The organism is Collinsella tanakaei (assembly GCF_030373545.1).
GTDB lineage: Bacteria > Actinomycetota > Coriobacteriia > Coriobacteriales > Coriobacteriaceae > Collinsella > Collinsella tanakaei_C.
Window position 1 is genome coordinate 21,167 of record NZ_JAUDCO010000013.1, and the last position, 13,521, is coordinate 34,687.

17 protein-coding genes are annotated in these 13,521 nt (G+C 64.7%); 13 read left to right on the top strand and 4 right to left on the bottom strand.

Annotated features, from left to right (window positions below):
• Positions 1-265: 265 nt before the first annotated feature.
• The 12 genes from rplC (at position 266) to rplX (ending at position 5,945) form a co-directional block, all read left to right on the top strand.
• Positions 266-886, top strand: a complete 621-nt coding sequence (gene rplC / locus QUW00_RS08830; protein WP_235421804.1) for a 50S ribosomal protein L3 — start codon at positions 266-268, stop codon at positions 884-886.
• A gap of 48 nt (positions 887-934) precedes the next feature.
• Positions 935-1,561: a 50S ribosomal protein L4 gene (rplD, locus tag QUW00_RS08835; RefSeq protein WP_289614014.1), complete on the top strand. Its 627-nt coding sequence runs from the start codon at positions 935-937 to the stop codon at positions 1,559-1,561.
• A complete protein-coding gene (gene rplW, locus QUW00_RS08840; protein ID WP_289614015.1) occupies positions 1,562-1,849 on the top strand; it encodes a 50S ribosomal protein L23 in 288 nt (95 codons plus the stop codon).
• A gap of 150 nt (positions 1,850-1,999) precedes the next feature.
• The gene (rplB, locus tag QUW00_RS08845; protein ID WP_289614016.1) at positions 2,000-2,830 is read left to right on the top strand and encodes a 50S ribosomal protein L2; all 831 of its coding nucleotides are present in this window, start codon (positions 2,000-2,002) and stop codon (positions 2,828-2,830) included.
• Positions 2,831-2,859: 29 nt separating this feature from the next.
• Positions 2,860-3,120: a 30S ribosomal protein S19 gene (gene rpsS / locus QUW00_RS08850; protein WP_022349932.1), complete on the top strand. Its 261-nt coding sequence runs from the start codon at positions 2,860-2,862 to the stop codon at positions 3,118-3,120.
• Positions 3,121-3,134: 14 nt separating this feature from the next.
• Positions 3,135-3,506 carry a 50S ribosomal protein L22 gene (gene rplV / locus QUW00_RS08855; RefSeq protein WP_289614017.1) on the top strand — a complete coding sequence of 124 codons (372 nt, stop codon included), beginning with the start codon at positions 3,135-3,137 and terminating at the stop codon, positions 3,504-3,506.
• 3 nt (positions 3,507-3,509) lie between these two features.
• Entirely contained in the window at positions 3,510-4,220 is a 711-nt protein-coding gene (gene rpsC, locus QUW00_RS08860) for a 30S ribosomal protein S3 (protein WP_289614018.1), read from the top strand.
• Positions 4,220-4,648, top strand: a complete 429-nt coding sequence (gene rplP / locus QUW00_RS08865; protein ID WP_289614019.1) for a 50S ribosomal protein L16 — start codon at positions 4,220-4,222, stop codon at positions 4,646-4,648. Before rpsC ends, rplP begins: the two co-directional genes overlap by 1 nt.
• Complete coding sequence (rpmC, locus tag QUW00_RS08870) at positions 4,649-4,864, top strand: 50S ribosomal protein L29 (RefSeq protein WP_289614020.1); 216 nt, start codon at positions 4,649-4,651, stop codon at positions 4,862-4,864. It begins immediately after the preceding gene.
• 17 nt (positions 4,865-4,881) lie between these two features.
• Positions 4,882-5,148, top strand: coding sequence for a 30S ribosomal protein S17 (gene rpsQ, locus QUW00_RS08875; protein WP_289614021.1), 267 nt, complete (start codon positions 4,882-4,884; stop codon positions 5,146-5,148).
• A gap of 101 nt (positions 5,149-5,249) precedes the next feature.
• Positions 5,250-5,618 carry a 50S ribosomal protein L14 gene (gene rplN, locus QUW00_RS08880; RefSeq protein WP_204616093.1) on the top strand — a complete coding sequence of 123 codons (369 nt, stop codon included), beginning with the start codon at positions 5,250-5,252 and terminating at the stop codon, positions 5,616-5,618.
• Between the two features lie 15 nt (positions 5,619-5,633).
• Positions 5,634-5,945 (top strand): 50S ribosomal protein L24, encoded by a 312-nt coding sequence (rplX, locus tag QUW00_RS08885; RefSeq protein WP_289614022.1) that lies wholly within the window; start codon positions 5,634-5,636, stop codon positions 5,943-5,945.
• 445 nt (positions 5,946-6,390) lie between these two features.
• Here rplX and QUW00_RS08890 read toward each other — a convergent pair whose 3' ends face one another.
• From QUW00_RS08890 to QUW00_RS08900, 3 genes are all read right to left on the bottom strand, one after another.
• Positions 6,391-7,743 (bottom strand): glycoside hydrolase family 30 protein, encoded by a 1,353-nt coding sequence (locus QUW00_RS08890; protein WP_289614023.1) that lies wholly within the window; start codon positions 7,741-7,743, stop codon positions 6,391-6,393.
• A gap of 225 nt (positions 7,744-7,968) precedes the next feature.
• A complete protein-coding gene (locus QUW00_RS08895; RefSeq protein ID WP_289614024.1) occupies positions 7,969-8,661 on the bottom strand; it encodes an RluA family pseudouridine synthase in 693 nt (230 codons plus the stop codon).
• A 2-nt stretch (positions 8,662-8,663) separates the two neighbouring features.
• Positions 8,664-11,174 carry a U32 family peptidase gene (locus QUW00_RS08900; protein WP_289614025.1) on the bottom strand — a complete coding sequence of 837 codons (2,511 nt, stop codon included), beginning with the start codon at positions 11,172-11,174 and terminating at the stop codon, positions 8,664-8,666.
• Between the two features lie 600 nt (positions 11,175-11,774).
• Here QUW00_RS08900 and QUW00_RS08905 point away from each other — a divergent pair.
• Positions 11,775-12,152, top strand: a complete 378-nt coding sequence (locus tag QUW00_RS08905; RefSeq protein WP_289614026.1) for a RidA family protein — start codon at positions 11,775-11,777, stop codon at positions 12,150-12,152.
• 372 nt (positions 12,153-12,524) lie between these two features.
• Here QUW00_RS08905 and QUW00_RS08910 read toward each other — a convergent pair whose 3' ends face one another.
• Positions 12,525-13,232, bottom strand: coding sequence for a helix-turn-helix transcriptional regulator (locus QUW00_RS08910; RefSeq protein ID WP_289614027.1), 708 nt, complete (start codon positions 13,230-13,232; stop codon positions 12,525-12,527).
• Positions 13,233-13,521: the final 289 nt, after the last annotated feature.

Below are 13,521 nucleotides of genomic sequence, written 5' to 3' on the forward strand. Positions count from 1 at the left end.
ATATCACACCGAGCAGGCGGCGATGACCTGCGAAAACAATGTTAAGAAAACATGGAGACGCCCGTGCGCGTGTATACTAATCAAGCTGTGCCTCGATAGGGGAGGATTCTGCCTGCTCAGCGTATGCGCGCGAATGGGTTGCCGCGCACGGGCGAGCCGGTCGGGATGCAAAGCTTCGAAGCACGCACGTCAGTAGTGGTCCTCTAGGGGCGTCCGCAAGGGGCGGACGCAATGTCCCAAGACCACCGAGAGTTAGGATCATTGAATGATCAGCATGATTCTCGGCCGCAAGATCGGTATGACCCAGGTGTGGGACGAGAACGACAACGTCGTCCCCGTCACGGTCATCCAGGCTGGCCCCTGCGCGGTCTCGCAGGTTAAAACCAAGGCCACCGACGGCTACGATGCCGTCCAGATCGGCTTCGGCGACATCAAGGCCAAGAACGTGAACAAGCCCATGGCTGGTCACTTCGCCAAGGCCGGCGTCGAGCCCGTCCGTTACCTCCGTGAGGTCCGCGTCGAGAACGGCGAGGATCACAAGGTCGGCGAGACCGTCACTGTCGCCGACTTCGCCGACGTCACCAAGGTCGACGTCATCGGCACCTCCAAGGGTAAGGGCTTCCAGGGTCGCATCAAGCGCTGGGGTCAGCGTCGCGGTCCTATGACTCACGGCTCCCACTTCAAGCGTCATCCGGGCTCCATCGGCCAGTGCGCCTATCCCGCCCGCGTCCTCAAGGGCGTCAAGATGGCCGGTCACATGGGCGATGAGCGCGTGACCGTGAAGAACCTCACCGTTGTCCGCATCGATGCCGAGCAGAACCTCATGCTCATCAAGGGCGCTGTCCCTGGTGGCAAGAACGCTCTGGTCGCCATCCGTATGGCCTAAGGGCCCCTTAGTACCAGTTGGTCCTAACGTCATACCAAGGAGAACAGAATGTCTAAGTTTGAAGTAAAGAACAGCGAGGGCAAGGCGGCCGCTGAGGTCGAGCTCGCTTCCGCGGTGTTCGGCATCGAGCCGAACATGCACGTCATGCACCACATCGTCAAGTGCCAGATGGCCTCTTGGCGTCAGGGCACCCAGTCCACCAAGGGCCGTTCCGAGGTCTCCGGTGGCGGCAAGAAGCCCTACCGCCAGAAGGGCACCGGTCGCGCCCGTCAGGGTTCGACCCGCGCCGGCCAGTGGCGTCACGGTGGCGTGATCTTCGGGCCGAAGCCCCGCACGTACACCAAGCGTATGAACAACAAGGAGGTCAAGCTCGCCATGCGCTCCGCGCTCTCCGCGAAGGTGCGCGACAACGAGCTCGTCCTCGTCGACGACTATGGCTTCGAGAAGCCGTCCACCAAGGCCGCCGTCGCCCTGCTCAAGAACCTGGGCCTCGAGGGCAAGCGCCTCACGATCATCGTGCGCGAGGACGACATCAACGCCTACCTGTCGTTCCGCAACATCCCCAAGACGTTCATCATCACGCCGTCCGAGGCCAACACCTATGACCTCATCAACAACGGTGCGCTGCTGATGCCCGCCGACGTCGCGACTCACTTCGGGGAGGTGCTCGCTTAAATGACCGCTCACGAGATCATCATCCGCCCCATCGTGTCCGAGCGCTCCTACTCTGAGATGGAGCAGAACAAGTACACGTTCGAGGTCCACAAGGACGCCAACAAGTACCAGATCAAGGATGCTGTCGAGGAGATCTTCGGCGTGAAGGTCGTCCGCGTCAACACCCTGCGCGTCAAGCCCAAGACCAAGCGCGTGCGCTACGTCGCCGGCCAGACCCGCTCCTGGAAGAAGGCCGTCATCACCGTGGCCGAGGGCGATTCCATCGAGATCTTCGGCAACCAGGCCTAAGACTCGACCCGAGCGCAATCCCGCCAGACGGCGGGGAAAGGCGTACCGGGCCCATAAGATGGAGCCGCCCGGTACCGTGGTACATCCGGTGTCACCGCACCCGCATCCCAGCTTGCGGTGGCGAGCGGATAGATTCGAAAGGGATAGGTAATGGCTGTAAAGCACCTCAAACCGACCAGCGCCGGCAGGCGTTGGCAGACGATCTCGGACTTCTCCGAGATCACGACGACCAAGCCCGAGAAGTCGCTCCTCGAGCCCCTGCCCAAGAAGGCCGGTCGTAACAACCAGGGTCGCATCACGACCCGTCATCAGGGCGGCGGCGTCAAGCGTCGCTACCGCGTCATCGATTTCAAGCGCAACAAGGACGGCGTCCCGGCCAAGGTCGCGACCATCGAGTACGACCCCAACCGCTCCGCCCGCATCGCCCTGCTCCACTATGTGGACGGCGAGAAGCGCTACATCCTGGCCCCGAAGGGCCTGAAGGTCGGCGATCAGATCCTGTCCGGCGCCGGCGCCGACATCAAGCCGGGCAACGCCATGCCGCTGTCCGAGATCCCTGTCGGTACGCTCATCCACGCGATCGAGTTCATGCCCGGCAAGGGCGCCGCGATCGCCCGTTCCGCCGGCACCGCCTGCCAGCTCATGGGCAAGGAGGGCAAGTACGCCATCGTGCGCATGCCGTCTTCCGAGATGCGCCGCATCCTGCTCACCTGCCGCGCGACCGTCGGTGAGGTCGGCAACGCCGAGCACTCCAACATCGTCATCGGCAAGGCTGGCCGTAAGCGCAAGATGAACGTCCGTCCTACCGTCCGCGGTACGGTCATGAACCCGGTTGACCACCCGCACGGCGGTGGCGAGGGCAAGAACCACACCTCTGGCCGTCCTTCTGTTACCCCGTGGGGCAAGCCGACCAAGGGCTATCGCACCCGCAACAAGAAGAAGGTCTCCAACGCCCTCATCATCCGTCGTCGTCGCAAGTAGTCGATACCGAGTTTTAGGAGTTAGCACTTATGAGCAGAAGTCTCAAAAAGGGCCCGTTCGTGGAAGCTCGCCTTCTCTCGCGTATCGTCGCGATGAACGAGGCCGGCAAGAAGGACGTCGTGAAGACCTGGTCCCGCGCGTCCACCATCTTCCCCGAGATGGTTGGTCACACCATCGCCGTCCACGACGGCCGCAAGCACGTTCCCGTGTACGTCACCGAGTCCATGGTCGGTCACAAGCTCGGCGAGTTCGCGCCGACTCGTACGTTCCGTGGCCACAAGGCCAAATAGGGGGTTCATCGTAAATGGCAACTAAGTCTACCGACACCGAGACCCGTGAGGTCCGCGCGACGGCCAAGTACGTCCGCGTGTCCCCCAGCAAGGCTCGCCTGGTGGTCGATCTGATCCGTAACAAGTCCGTGGCCCAGGCCTTCGACATCCTTCACTTCTGCGAGCGCGCCGTCGCCGTGGACGTGGAGAAGGTCCTCAAGTCCGCCGTGGCCAACGCCGAGAACAACAACGGCATGCGCGCCGCTAACCTGGTCGTGAAGTATGCCTACGTCGACGAGGGCCCCACGCTGAAGCGCATCCGTCCTCGCGCCAAGGGCTCCGCTTCCCGCATCCTCAAGCGCACGAGCCACATCACCATCGTCGTTGCTCCCGGAAAGGAGGCCTAAGCTATGGGTCAGAAAGTCTACCCCACCGGCTTCCGTCTCGGCATCACCGAGAACTGGCGTTCCCGCTGGTACGCCGGCAAGAACTACGCCGAGACCCTCGGCAATGACCTTGAGATCCGCAAGTACCTCAAGAAGCGTCTGTCCCGTGCCGCCGTCTCCCGCGTGGAGATCGAGCGCGCCGGCGACAAGGTGAAGATCGTCATCTACACCGCCCGTCCCGGCATCGTCATCGGCAAGAAGGGCGCCGAGATCGACAACCTCCGTCACGACCTCGAGAAGGTCGTCGGTGTCGACCGCGGTCACCTGTCCGTCGACGTCATCGAGATCAAGCGCCCCGAGCTCGACGCCACCCTGGTCGCTCAGTCCATCGCTGAGCAGCTCGAGGGCCGCGTGGCCTTCCGTCGCGCCATGCGCAAGGCCGTCCAGACCGCCCGCAAGTCCGGTGCCAAGGGCATCCGTATCCAGTGCTCCGGTCGTCTCGGCGGCGCCGAGATGGGCCGTCGCGAGTGGTACCGCGAGGGTCGCGTGCCTCTGCACACCCTTCGCGCCAAGATCGACTACGGCACCGCCGTCGCTCACACCACCATGGGCGCCTGCGGCGTGAAGGTCTGGATCTACCTGGGCGAGAAGCTCCCCGGCCAGCCGGTCCCCAACCCGGCCCTCGAGGGTCCTTCGCGTCCTCGCCGTCGTAATTCCGAGAGGAGGGGTCAGTAGTGCTTGCCCCTAAGCGTGTTCTCCACCGTAAGGTGCAGCGTGGCTCCATGAAGGGTCATGCCAAGGGTCATACCGAGCTGCATTTCGGCACCATCGGCCTGCAGGCTCTCGAGGCCCACTGGATCACCAACCGCCAGATCGAGGCTGCTCGTGTCGCCATGACCCGCTACATGAAGCGTGGCGGTCGTGTCTACATCACGATCTTCCCCGACAAGCCCATCACCAAGAAGCCCGCTGAGACCCGCATGGGTTCCGGTAAGGGTAATCCCGAGGAGTGGGTGGCCGTCGTCAAGCCCGGCCGCGTCATGTTCGAGGTCGAGGGCGTCTCCGAGGAGATCGCCCGTGAGGCTCTCCGCCTGGCCCAGCACAAGCTGCCGATCAAGACCAAGATCATTACCCGCGCTACTTCCGACGGGGAGGATAAGTAAATGAAGCCCGCAGAGATTCGTGAGCTTTCGGACGCCCAGCTTGCTGACAAGCTGAAGGAGATGCGCGCCGAGCTCTTCAACCTTCGCTTCCAGATGGCCACCAGCCAGCTGGACAACACCGCTCGCGTCAAGACCGTGAAGAAGGACATCGCTCGTGTCCTCACGGAGCAGCGCGCCCGTCAGATCGCAGCGGAGAAGACCGCTGCCACCGAGTAGAATCGCAGGAGTGAAGCATGACTGAAACGACTGAGCGTAACGCGCGCAAGGTCCGTCAGGGCGTCGTTGTCTCCATCTCGGGCAACAAGACCATCGTTGTCCAGACCACGGAGCGCAAGCGTCACCCGAAGTACGGCAAGATGATGACCAGCACCAAGAAGTTTCATGCGCACGACGAGGAGTGCACGGCCGGCGTGGGCGACACCGTTCGCATCATGGAGACCCGTCCTCTGTCCAAGATGAAGCGTTGGCGTCTCGTCGACATCATCGAGCGCGCCAAGTAACAGGACCGTACGCTTCTTTCGGTGATGTGCGCCGCGCCGGCTGACACAGGCCACATACGGCCGGCGTACCTCTCATCGATCTCTCATTCGGAGGAACTACCATGATTCAAATGCAAACCATGCTCACGGTTGCTGACAACTCCGGTGCGCGCAAGGTTCGCTGCATCAAGGTGCTCGGTGGCTCCAAGCGTCGTTACGCTGGCATCGGCGACGTGATCATCGCTGCCGTCCAGGAGGCTACCCCGGGCGCTAACGTCAAGAAGAAGGACGTCGTCCGTTGCGTCGTCGTCCGCACCGTGAAGGAGATCCGCCGCAAGGACGGCTCCTACATCCGCTTTGATGACAACGCCGCCGTCGTCATCAACAAGGACGGCTCGCCCGTCGGCACCCGTATCTTCGGGCCCGTCGCTCGTGAGCTTCGTGACAAGAAGTACATGAAGATCGTCTCGCTTGCACCCGAGACCCTGTAGTTAGGGGAGACCGTTATGTCTATGTCCATCAAGAAGGGCGATAACGTCAAGGTGCTCTCCGGCAAGGATCGCGGCAAGACGGGCACCGTCCTGCGCGCGCTTCCCGCTGAGGGCAAGGTTGTCGTCGAGGGCGTGGCCATCGTCAAGAAGGCCGTGAAGCCCACCGCGCAGAACCAGCAGGGTGGCATCGTGTCCCAGGAGGCTGCCATCGACGCCTCCAACGTGATGCTCATCTGCCCCAAGTGCGGCCAGGCCACCCGCGTTGGCCACAAGAAGGACGGCAAGAACAAGCTGCGCGTCTGCAAGAAGTGCGGCGCTGAGTTCTAAGCTGCCTGAGCATATCGCTCGTATGGGCGCCCTTGGACTTCGGTCCAGGGGCGCTTTTTTCATGCGCACTTGGCTGGTCCGGCGCGCTGCTCGTGTTTTGCCGTGGGTGAGGCAGGGTTAGGGGCTGGTTGGGCTTGGTTGGGGTGGGTGGGCCCGCGTTTGCGGCCGGCGAGCTCTTTTTTGGGGCGGGTAGGCCCTTGTTTTGCCGCGGGCGGGCTGGGTTCGCGGCGTTTTGGTCCAGGTTTGCGGCGGGCGGTTCCAGGTTTAGCGGCGCTATGTCGCGAAGTGAGTGCGTCGTTTTTGAATCGGCGGGTAGACACCGTGGTGTGATCGACAAAACCCCAGCTCAGAGAATTGCTACCTCAGTGGTATACAAAAGGGTTCAAAACGGCGCGCTCACTTCGCGATGGTGATGAGGATGAGACACTCAGCAGCGTGGGCCCGACTACCAGATGAGGGTCTGGATGCTGTGCGCGGGGGTCGCGATCTGCGTGGTACGCGCGCCGTCGCGCACGGTAGAGCGCCGGTTGCGTGCTGTGCGGTTGAGGATGACCAGAGTATGCGTGCCATCTGGGTTGAGGGCGCAAAGGGTCTCAAGCCAATCGGTGTGGCTCGAGGTGGGAAGGATGCGCGCGCCGGGCTGCACGAAGCGCGTGATGTGACCGATGTAGTCGAAGCTACGGTTAACGATCAGGCGCTCGGACGCGCGGTCGTACATAAGCGGCGCGTCGCAGAAGTTGCCGACATGGTTGGGGCCGCCCTGCTCGTCGAGCAGGATATTCCAGTCGATGTAGCCGTTTGCCCCGGCGTTGAGGTCGCCGATCATGTCGTGCGCGTAGTGCTCGGCGTCGGTGGCGGCGGTCTGCCCCTTGCCGGCGGAGAACGCGGCGCAACCCTCGGTGTGGATGAGCTCGCACGCCGGATACAGCGTTCGAGCGAGCCGCACGGCATCGGAGTGGTCGCCGGTATACCAGTGGAACGCGGCGCCGGCATATGACGCGGTAAGGCCGCCATCCGCTGCGAGCGCGTTATCCATGTCGTGCATGCGGGATACGAGCCGCTCCTTGTTGTGGTCCCATGCGAGGAGCTTGACATCGTCCAGGCCCTCGGCGACAAGGGCGGGCTTGAGGTGATAGGCGGCGAAGTGCGCCTCCTCCTGTGCCGTGTAGACGCAGGAATCCCAGGTTTGGGTCGCCATCGGCTCGTTTTGGACGGCAAGGCGCTCGATGGGTATTCCCTCGGCGCGCCAGGCGGCGACGGCCCGGGCGAGCACGCGCGCCCAGGCGTCGGCATAACGTGCACGGAGTTTTCCGCCGTGATTCATGGAGCGGTTCGTCTTCATGAACGCAGGGGGAGACCACGGTGCCGCGACGAGCGAAAGCTCGGGCGCCAACGCCTGGCAGCAGCGGATGAAGGGAATGAGCAGGCTGCGGTCGCGTTCGATGGTGAAGGTGTCGAGCACATCCTGCCCGCGGCGCGGACGCGATACGTACGCGTAGTTGCCGCGCGCGAAGTCGCAGCTTTGCAGATGTGTGCGGCAGAGGGTGTAGGCGTTGCCCCCGAGTGAAGCGGGGCCAAAGCAGCGGACAAGCACCTCGTCTTGAAGCGTGGCGGGCATCTGTGCGAACACCCAGGCGGATGCCTCGGTCAGAGCGGCTCCGAACCCGATGACGCGCTGCTGGGGCGCATCGGAATAGCAGACGATCTGACGCTCTTCGCTCGAGTCGTCATGGCGCCATCGGAGGGTCTCCTCGGCAAAGGACAGCTGCCCGTCGCCGGTGGTCATGTAGCTTCGCATATCCGCTCCTGCTGTGGGAAATCGGGGACAGTCCCTATTCTCCCATGGCCCGAGGGTGGTGACTGAGATTTCGGCGATAGGGTCGGAAAAGCGAACGCCCTTGAGAAGGGACGTGGGAAAAGTGCCTGCGCCTACGCGTGGAAAGGACCTGCCCTACATGAGAAAAAGTGGCTGTTCCTACGTGGGAAAAAGTGCCTGCACTACATGGGAAAAAAGTGTCTGTCCCTATTTTCCCATTTTGAGGTTGGGAAACAGACGGCGGATGCGGTCGGGGACGAGCGCGTCGATGACGATGGGCTCACCGGCAACCGGGTCGTCAAACGAAAGGTGGGCGGCATGGAGCAGCAGACCAGCGGGGTCGGCGGTGCCGTACAGCGCGTCGCCTGCGATTGCCAAGCCGGCATGGGATAGATGCACGCGAATCTGGTGCTTTCGGCCGGTTTCGATGGCGACATCGAGCAAGGTGAGCATGCGTCCGCGAACGCGCGTCTGGGCAAGGACGCGGGCGTGCGTGGTCGCCGGCTTGCCGGTGCGGCTGACGCGCATGCGCCGTGCGTCGTGGCGGTCGCGGCCAATCGGCCCCGTGAAGGTGCGCGTGCGCCATGAAGGGGCGCCGCATACGACGGCGAGGTAGCGCTTGGTGATGCGGTGCTCGGCGATCATGCGGTCGTAGGCCGCCTGGGTGCACTTGTCGACGGAGAACAGGACGATGCCGGAGGTCTCACGGTCGAGTCGCTGGAGCGCCTGTAGATCGGCCGCGCGCCGATCGCCATCCTGCCCGCCACGTTCGCGTAGCAGCACGCGCACGGCATCGGTGAGGGTCGGCGCGCCCGTGCCGTCGCCGTGGACGATGATGCCCGCAGGCTTGTCCACGGCGAGCAGCGTGTCGCTCTCGTACAGGATGGTCGGTGCGTCCACGATCAGTCGACTCCCACGAACAGGCAGCCGGCGCTTGTGCCGGGAAGGCGCCGGGCGGGCTTGCGGCCGGCGCGGACCGCTTCGAGCGCGCGGGCGGCTCGCTCGACCAGGGCGGCAAGCTCGTCGGGCGCAAGCAGCGTGCCGTCGACGGCGAAGCGGGTGACGCCCGCTTTGAGAAGGCGCGGCATCTGGGGCGTGAGGTCGAGCGAAACCCCGTCGTAGAGGCGCGAGCGGCCGTGGATATCGGTACGTACGGGGAGCACCTTGCCGTCGATGTTGCGCAGCGAGAGGTCACGGCCGCGCAGACGGCAGCGTGCGCAGTCGTGGATGCAGGCGTCGGCGACCTGCAGGATGCAGTGCTCGCTCGTCATGACGCGCGGCTTGCCGGAGACGACGAGCCCCACAGGCGAGCTGGCAGTCGGCGCGATGCGCTCGATCTCGTCGAGGGTGAGCTCGGGGGAGAGCCAGAAGCCGGCGGCGCCGTGCTGCTCGAGGGCGCGCAGGCACGCGGCGTTGTGAACGGGTATGCAGGAGCGGACCTCGGGGGCCGCGCCGCACGCGGCAGCGTAGGCGAGCTCGCTGATGTTGCCGACCGCGACCGCGGCACCGGCGCAGATCCAGGCGTCGAGGCGCGGCTGGTCGGCGGCTCGGCAGACCTCGTCCAAAAGGGGGATAATACCGGCGTCGACAGCGTCTCGGCAGGACAGCCCGGCCGCCTCGAGAGCGTCGGCTGCAAGATAGACGCGCGCGGCACCGGCTTCGCGCGCGGCACGGGCGGCCTCGACCGTCGCGGCGATGGCACAGATCTCGGGCTCGGTTTTGGCTTCGGAAGCGCGGTCGACGGCGCTCGTCGCGGTATAGGCGGTCTGCGCAAGCGGCGGCAGCGCGGCGAGGCGGTCGGCACGCGTGCGGTAGCCGTCGAGCAGGACGCGCTCGAGCGCCTCGCAGGCGGCGGCGCGCACCTTGTGAACCGCCGAGAAGCCCATGCCGCATCCCTTGTCCAACTCGACATCGAACCGTGCGGCCTCGAAGGGTGACGAGCCCATGCGGCCCACGTGCTCGATGAGGTCGTCGGCGTCGACAGCGCGGGTGCGTGCCGCTTCGACGACGAAGCCCTCGGCCCGGGCAGTCGCGGTCGGATCGTCGGTGCAGGTAAGTTCGACGGCAAACGGCTCGCCGAGGCGCGCGACGATGCGCACGTCGACTGCCCGCTTGCGGGGGATGCCGCGATGGAGGGCGGCGGACGCCTCGTCAAGGGCTGCCTGGCTGCGGATGAGGCGGGCGAGGGAGCCCTGCGGCATGGCGCGCGCGGCGCGGCATTCGATCACGGAGCCGGCGGGGGCATCCTCGCGGACCGTCACGGTCAGGAACCGGTCGAACTCGTCGTCGTGGCGCAGTTCGATCAGGTCGCCCGCGCCCACCGGTTCATCCAGGCGGATGCGCACGATGGCGGCGCGCACGCGGCGGTCATCCGGGTGTAGGCCGGCGGGGTTGTTGGCGCGCCTGCTGCCGATCACCTCGCCCACGGTTTGGCCGCGGTTGTTCGAGCGCTCGTAGCTCATCATCTCGTTGCCCGAGGTGCCGTGCTGGTAGGCGCTCGTGAAGTCGCGATTGAAGCAGCGCTTGAGGCGTCGCGCGCGCTCGCGCAGGGCGTCCGCGTCCGCGGGGGAGCCGGAAAGAGCGTCGTCGAGGGCCTCGCGGTAGGCGCGGGTCACGGAGTAGACGTAGTCGGGCGCCTTCATGCGCCCTTCGAGCTTGAGGGCGCCCGCGCCCGCTTCAAGCAGCTCGGGAAGCATGTCGGCGGTGCAGTTGTCGCGCGGGCACAGCGCGCGCTCGCGTCCCGGGGTGGGGATGACCTCGCCGTTCTCGTCGAGCAGCTCGTAGGGCAGGCGGCAGGGTTGCGCACACATGCCGCGGTTGGCGGAGCGGCCGGCGCAGGCGAAGCTCGACAGCAGGCAGACGCCGGAATACGAGAAGCAGATCGAGCCGTGGGAGAACACCTCGAGGTCGATGCCGGCCTCGGCGATGGTCGCGATCTCGGGGACCGACAGTTCGCGGGAAAGGGTCACGCGGTCGGCGCCCGCCTCGCGGCACCAGATGGCGCCGCGCAGATCGTGGATGTTGGCCTGCGTGGACACGTGGAGCTCGAGGTCGGGCATGAGGCGGCGAACCTCGAAGAACAGGCCCCAGTCCTGGATGATGAAGGCGTCGGCGCCCAACTCGGCGCAGCGGCGGATGAGCTCGAGGGCCTCGGCCATCTCGGTGTCCTTGATGACGATGTTCACCGTCACGTAAACGCGCGTGCCGGCGAGGTGTGCCGTGCGGCAGGCGGCCTCGAAGGCCTCGTCGGTGAAGTTCGTCGCCTTGCGGCGCGCGTTGAAGGTGCCCATACCGCAGTAGATGGCGTCGGCGCCCGCGGCGATGGCGGCGGCGAACGCTTCCGGTCCGCCGGCGGGGGAGAGAAGTTCGGGGTGGCGCGGGAGCGCGAGGCGCTCCGGGGCAGATGTGCTCATAGGGCTCTTTCTGGCTGGTCGATCGCGGTTTTCCAGCTCATGAGTATAGCGTGCGCCGCCGAACGGGAAGGGCGCGGCGCGCGAGCCGTACCATTTCGCCATGGGCCGAAGCCCGGAGATGCGCTGTATTGACATGGCCGAGTCGTCCCCCCATGGCAACCTTAGCGGGACGGTGGGCTTTCCCTGTCGGATGCGGTGGAGCTGCGCGTCCCCTCTATGTCGGATGCGGTGAAGCTGGGCGCCTCTTTTATCGCGCGACAGGCCAGCGCGCCGCTTGCCGTGACGGTGCGCCGTTTGCGTGTCGGTGCGCCGTTTCCCACCCGGCAGGACGGTACGTGTCCCGCGCCATGCCGGCGCCCGTCACCCATATGACAGCCATACGCTGCCGCCTGGCTGCCGTCTGCGGATAAAACTTTCTCATACGTGATAATTTTCTTGCAACTGCTGGTAGCGTGAGATAGCATCGGAGACAGCGCGAAAGCGCCGGGCCGTTCGTGCTTTAGGCCCTGTGAAGCAACGGATGCCGAAGTCCACCATAGCCTCCGGATTCCGGCGTCCGTTGTGGACGACCGTAGGCAACCTGCAACAAAGGAGCAGATCATGGACAAGAACGTTATCGCATCCGACAAGGCCCCCGCAGCCCTCGGCCCCTATTCGGCGGGCATCAAGACGGGCAACATGGTCTTCCTGTCCGGCCAGCTCGGCATCGATCCGGCTACCGGCAAGCTTCCCGAGGGCGTCGAGGCGCAGGCCGCCCAGTCGCTCGCCAACGTCGAGGCCCTGCTCGCTGCTGCGGGCGCGACGTTTGACAACGTCGTCAAGACGACGGTCTTTTTGGCCGACATCGCCGACTTCGCCAAGGTGAACGAGATCTACGCTTCCAAGTTCTCCCAGCCGTTCCCGGCGCGCAGCGCCGTGCAGGTGGGCGCGCTTCCCGCCGGCGGCCTGGTCGAGATCGAGGTCATCGCTGCGCTGTAGGCGATAAGCCTCGACATGTCCGACTGAGAAGGCAAGGGGCCATGTGCACGCATGGCCCCTTGCTCTGTTTTGGGGCCGTTGTTGCGCCAAAGTCGCGGGAACGGCGACGGGGGAGTACCGGTTGCAAGCCAGTATCGGAAGGACGAATCGCACAACCCCCGTTTAGGGGACGGTTTTGAGAGGCACCCTTCGGTATACGGTGGACTTGCCATCTTAAAAGGCCAGCTCAGAGCGTCGACAAAATCTTGTCTACTTCTGAGGTCCAAGCAAAACCGTCCCCTAAACGGGGGTTCTCAAAATGGAAGGAAGATTCTGCCTGAAATAAAGGAGCTACAGCGCGACGCGCCGTCGCCGCCCACCCGTTTTGCGCGGTTAGCCTTCCTTGCGCACCTTCTGAAGATAGCGGTAGACGCTCGGCTCGGAGATTCCCATGGTCTCGGCGCAGCTCGCCACGGCGCCCTTGAGCAGGAACATGCCGTTGGCGTTGAGCGCGCGGATGATGTCGATACGCTCTGCCTGGCCGAGCTTGTCGACGGCAAGGCCTCGCTCGGCAGCGAGGTCCTCGATGTTGCGGGCGATGAGGTCCTGCGTCGAGTCGGTCAGGCTCTCCACCTCGTGGGCGCCAGAGGCCATCGCAGGGATGGGTAGCACGGGTGCCGCAGGCGTCTCGCTGGCGGCCGGCCGCTCTGTGGACGGAACGCCGCCATAGGCCTCGACGATTTGCTGGACCACGGAGTCAAGGCGCGTCAGCAGCGAGACATCGGTGTTGATGCACAACATGCCGACGCAGCGTCCATCTTCGCGGATGATGAACGAGGCGGAGCGCAACGTCTTGTTGCCCGTGCTGCGCGTGGTGTAGCCGGCCACGAAATCGCGGTCCGCATAGGCGCCGTTCATGATCTTGATGGCAAGGTCGGTTGCGGGTGCGCCGATTTTGCGGCCCGAGACATGGGCGTTGCGGATGTCGACGATGGAATGGTCGGGATCGGAGAAGTCGTGCAGAGCGATCTCGCTGTTGGAGCTCAAGACGGCTTCGAGGAAGTCGACGAGAGGTGCAAAGCTCTTGACTGTCGCGTTCATGGCGCTCCGTTCATCTGCCGCGCATGCCCAAGGGATGCGATAACAATTTTTCATCGGTTAAGTTTTATTATACGCACGCGAGAGCAATGGGAATGAGTCGAAGGTCGAAAGGAGGCGGGCGCGTTCCCCGGTGACTTTTGCGAGCGGTTACTTCTGGACGGCAAGCGGTTGAGTGCAGGCCGCCGCACGAGTGCACTTGGCGCAGAGGAGCCCGGGTGCGTTGCAGGGGGGGACAGATGCGTTGCGGGGGCCGGGCGCGTTGCTGGGGGCCTGTCTCTTATACACATCT

Bases quoted from the DNA above. Each gene is read 5' to 3' on its own strand.
- rplC (WP_235421804.1), top strand. From the start codon at position 266: ATGATCAGCATGATTCTCGGCCGCAAGATCGGTATGACCCAGGTGTGG.
- rplD (WP_289614014.1), top strand. From the start codon at position 935: ATGTCTAAGTTTGAAGTAAAGAACAGCGAGGGCAAGGCGGCCGCTGAG.
- rplW (WP_289614015.1), top strand. From the start codon at position 1,562: ATGACCGCTCACGAGATCATCATCCGCCCCATCGTGTCCGAGCGCTCC.
- rplB (WP_289614016.1), top strand. From the start codon at position 2,000: ATGGCTGTAAAGCACCTCAAACCGACCAGCGCCGGCAGGCGTTGGCAG.
- rpsS (WP_022349932.1), top strand. From the start codon at position 2,860: ATGAGCAGAAGTCTCAAAAAGGGCCCGTTCGTGGAAGCTCGCCTTCTC.
- rplV (WP_289614017.1), top strand. From the start codon at position 3,135: ATGGCAACTAAGTCTACCGACACCGAGACCCGTGAGGTCCGCGCGACG.
- rpsC (WP_289614018.1), top strand. From the start codon at position 3,510: ATGGGTCAGAAAGTCTACCCCACCGGCTTCCGTCTCGGCATCACCGAG.
- rpmC (WP_289614020.1), top strand. From the start codon at position 4,649: ATGAAGCCCGCAGAGATTCGTGAGCTTTCGGACGCCCAGCTTGCTGAC.
- rpsQ (WP_289614021.1), top strand. From the start codon at position 4,882: ATGACTGAAACGACTGAGCGTAACGCGCGCAAGGTCCGTCAGGGCGTC.
- rplN (WP_204616093.1), top strand. From the start codon at position 5,250: ATGATTCAAATGCAAACCATGCTCACGGTTGCTGACAACTCCGGTGCG.
- rplX (WP_289614022.1), top strand. From the start codon at position 5,634: ATGTCTATGTCCATCAAGAAGGGCGATAACGTCAAGGTGCTCTCCGGC.
- QUW00_RS08890 (WP_289614023.1), bottom strand. From the start codon at position 7,743: ATGCGAAGCTACATGACCACCGGCGACGGGCAGCTGTCCTTTGCCGAG.
- QUW00_RS08900 (WP_289614025.1), bottom strand. From the start codon at position 11,174: ATGAGCACATCTGCCCCGGAGCGCCTCGCGCTCCCGCGCCACCCCGAA.
- QUW00_RS08905 (WP_289614026.1), top strand. From the start codon at position 11,775: ATGGACAAGAACGTTATCGCATCCGACAAGGCCCCCGCAGCCCTCGGC.
- QUW00_RS08910 (WP_289614027.1), bottom strand. From the start codon at position 13,232: ATGAACGCGACAGTCAAGAGCTTTGCACCTCTCGTCGACTTCCTCGAA.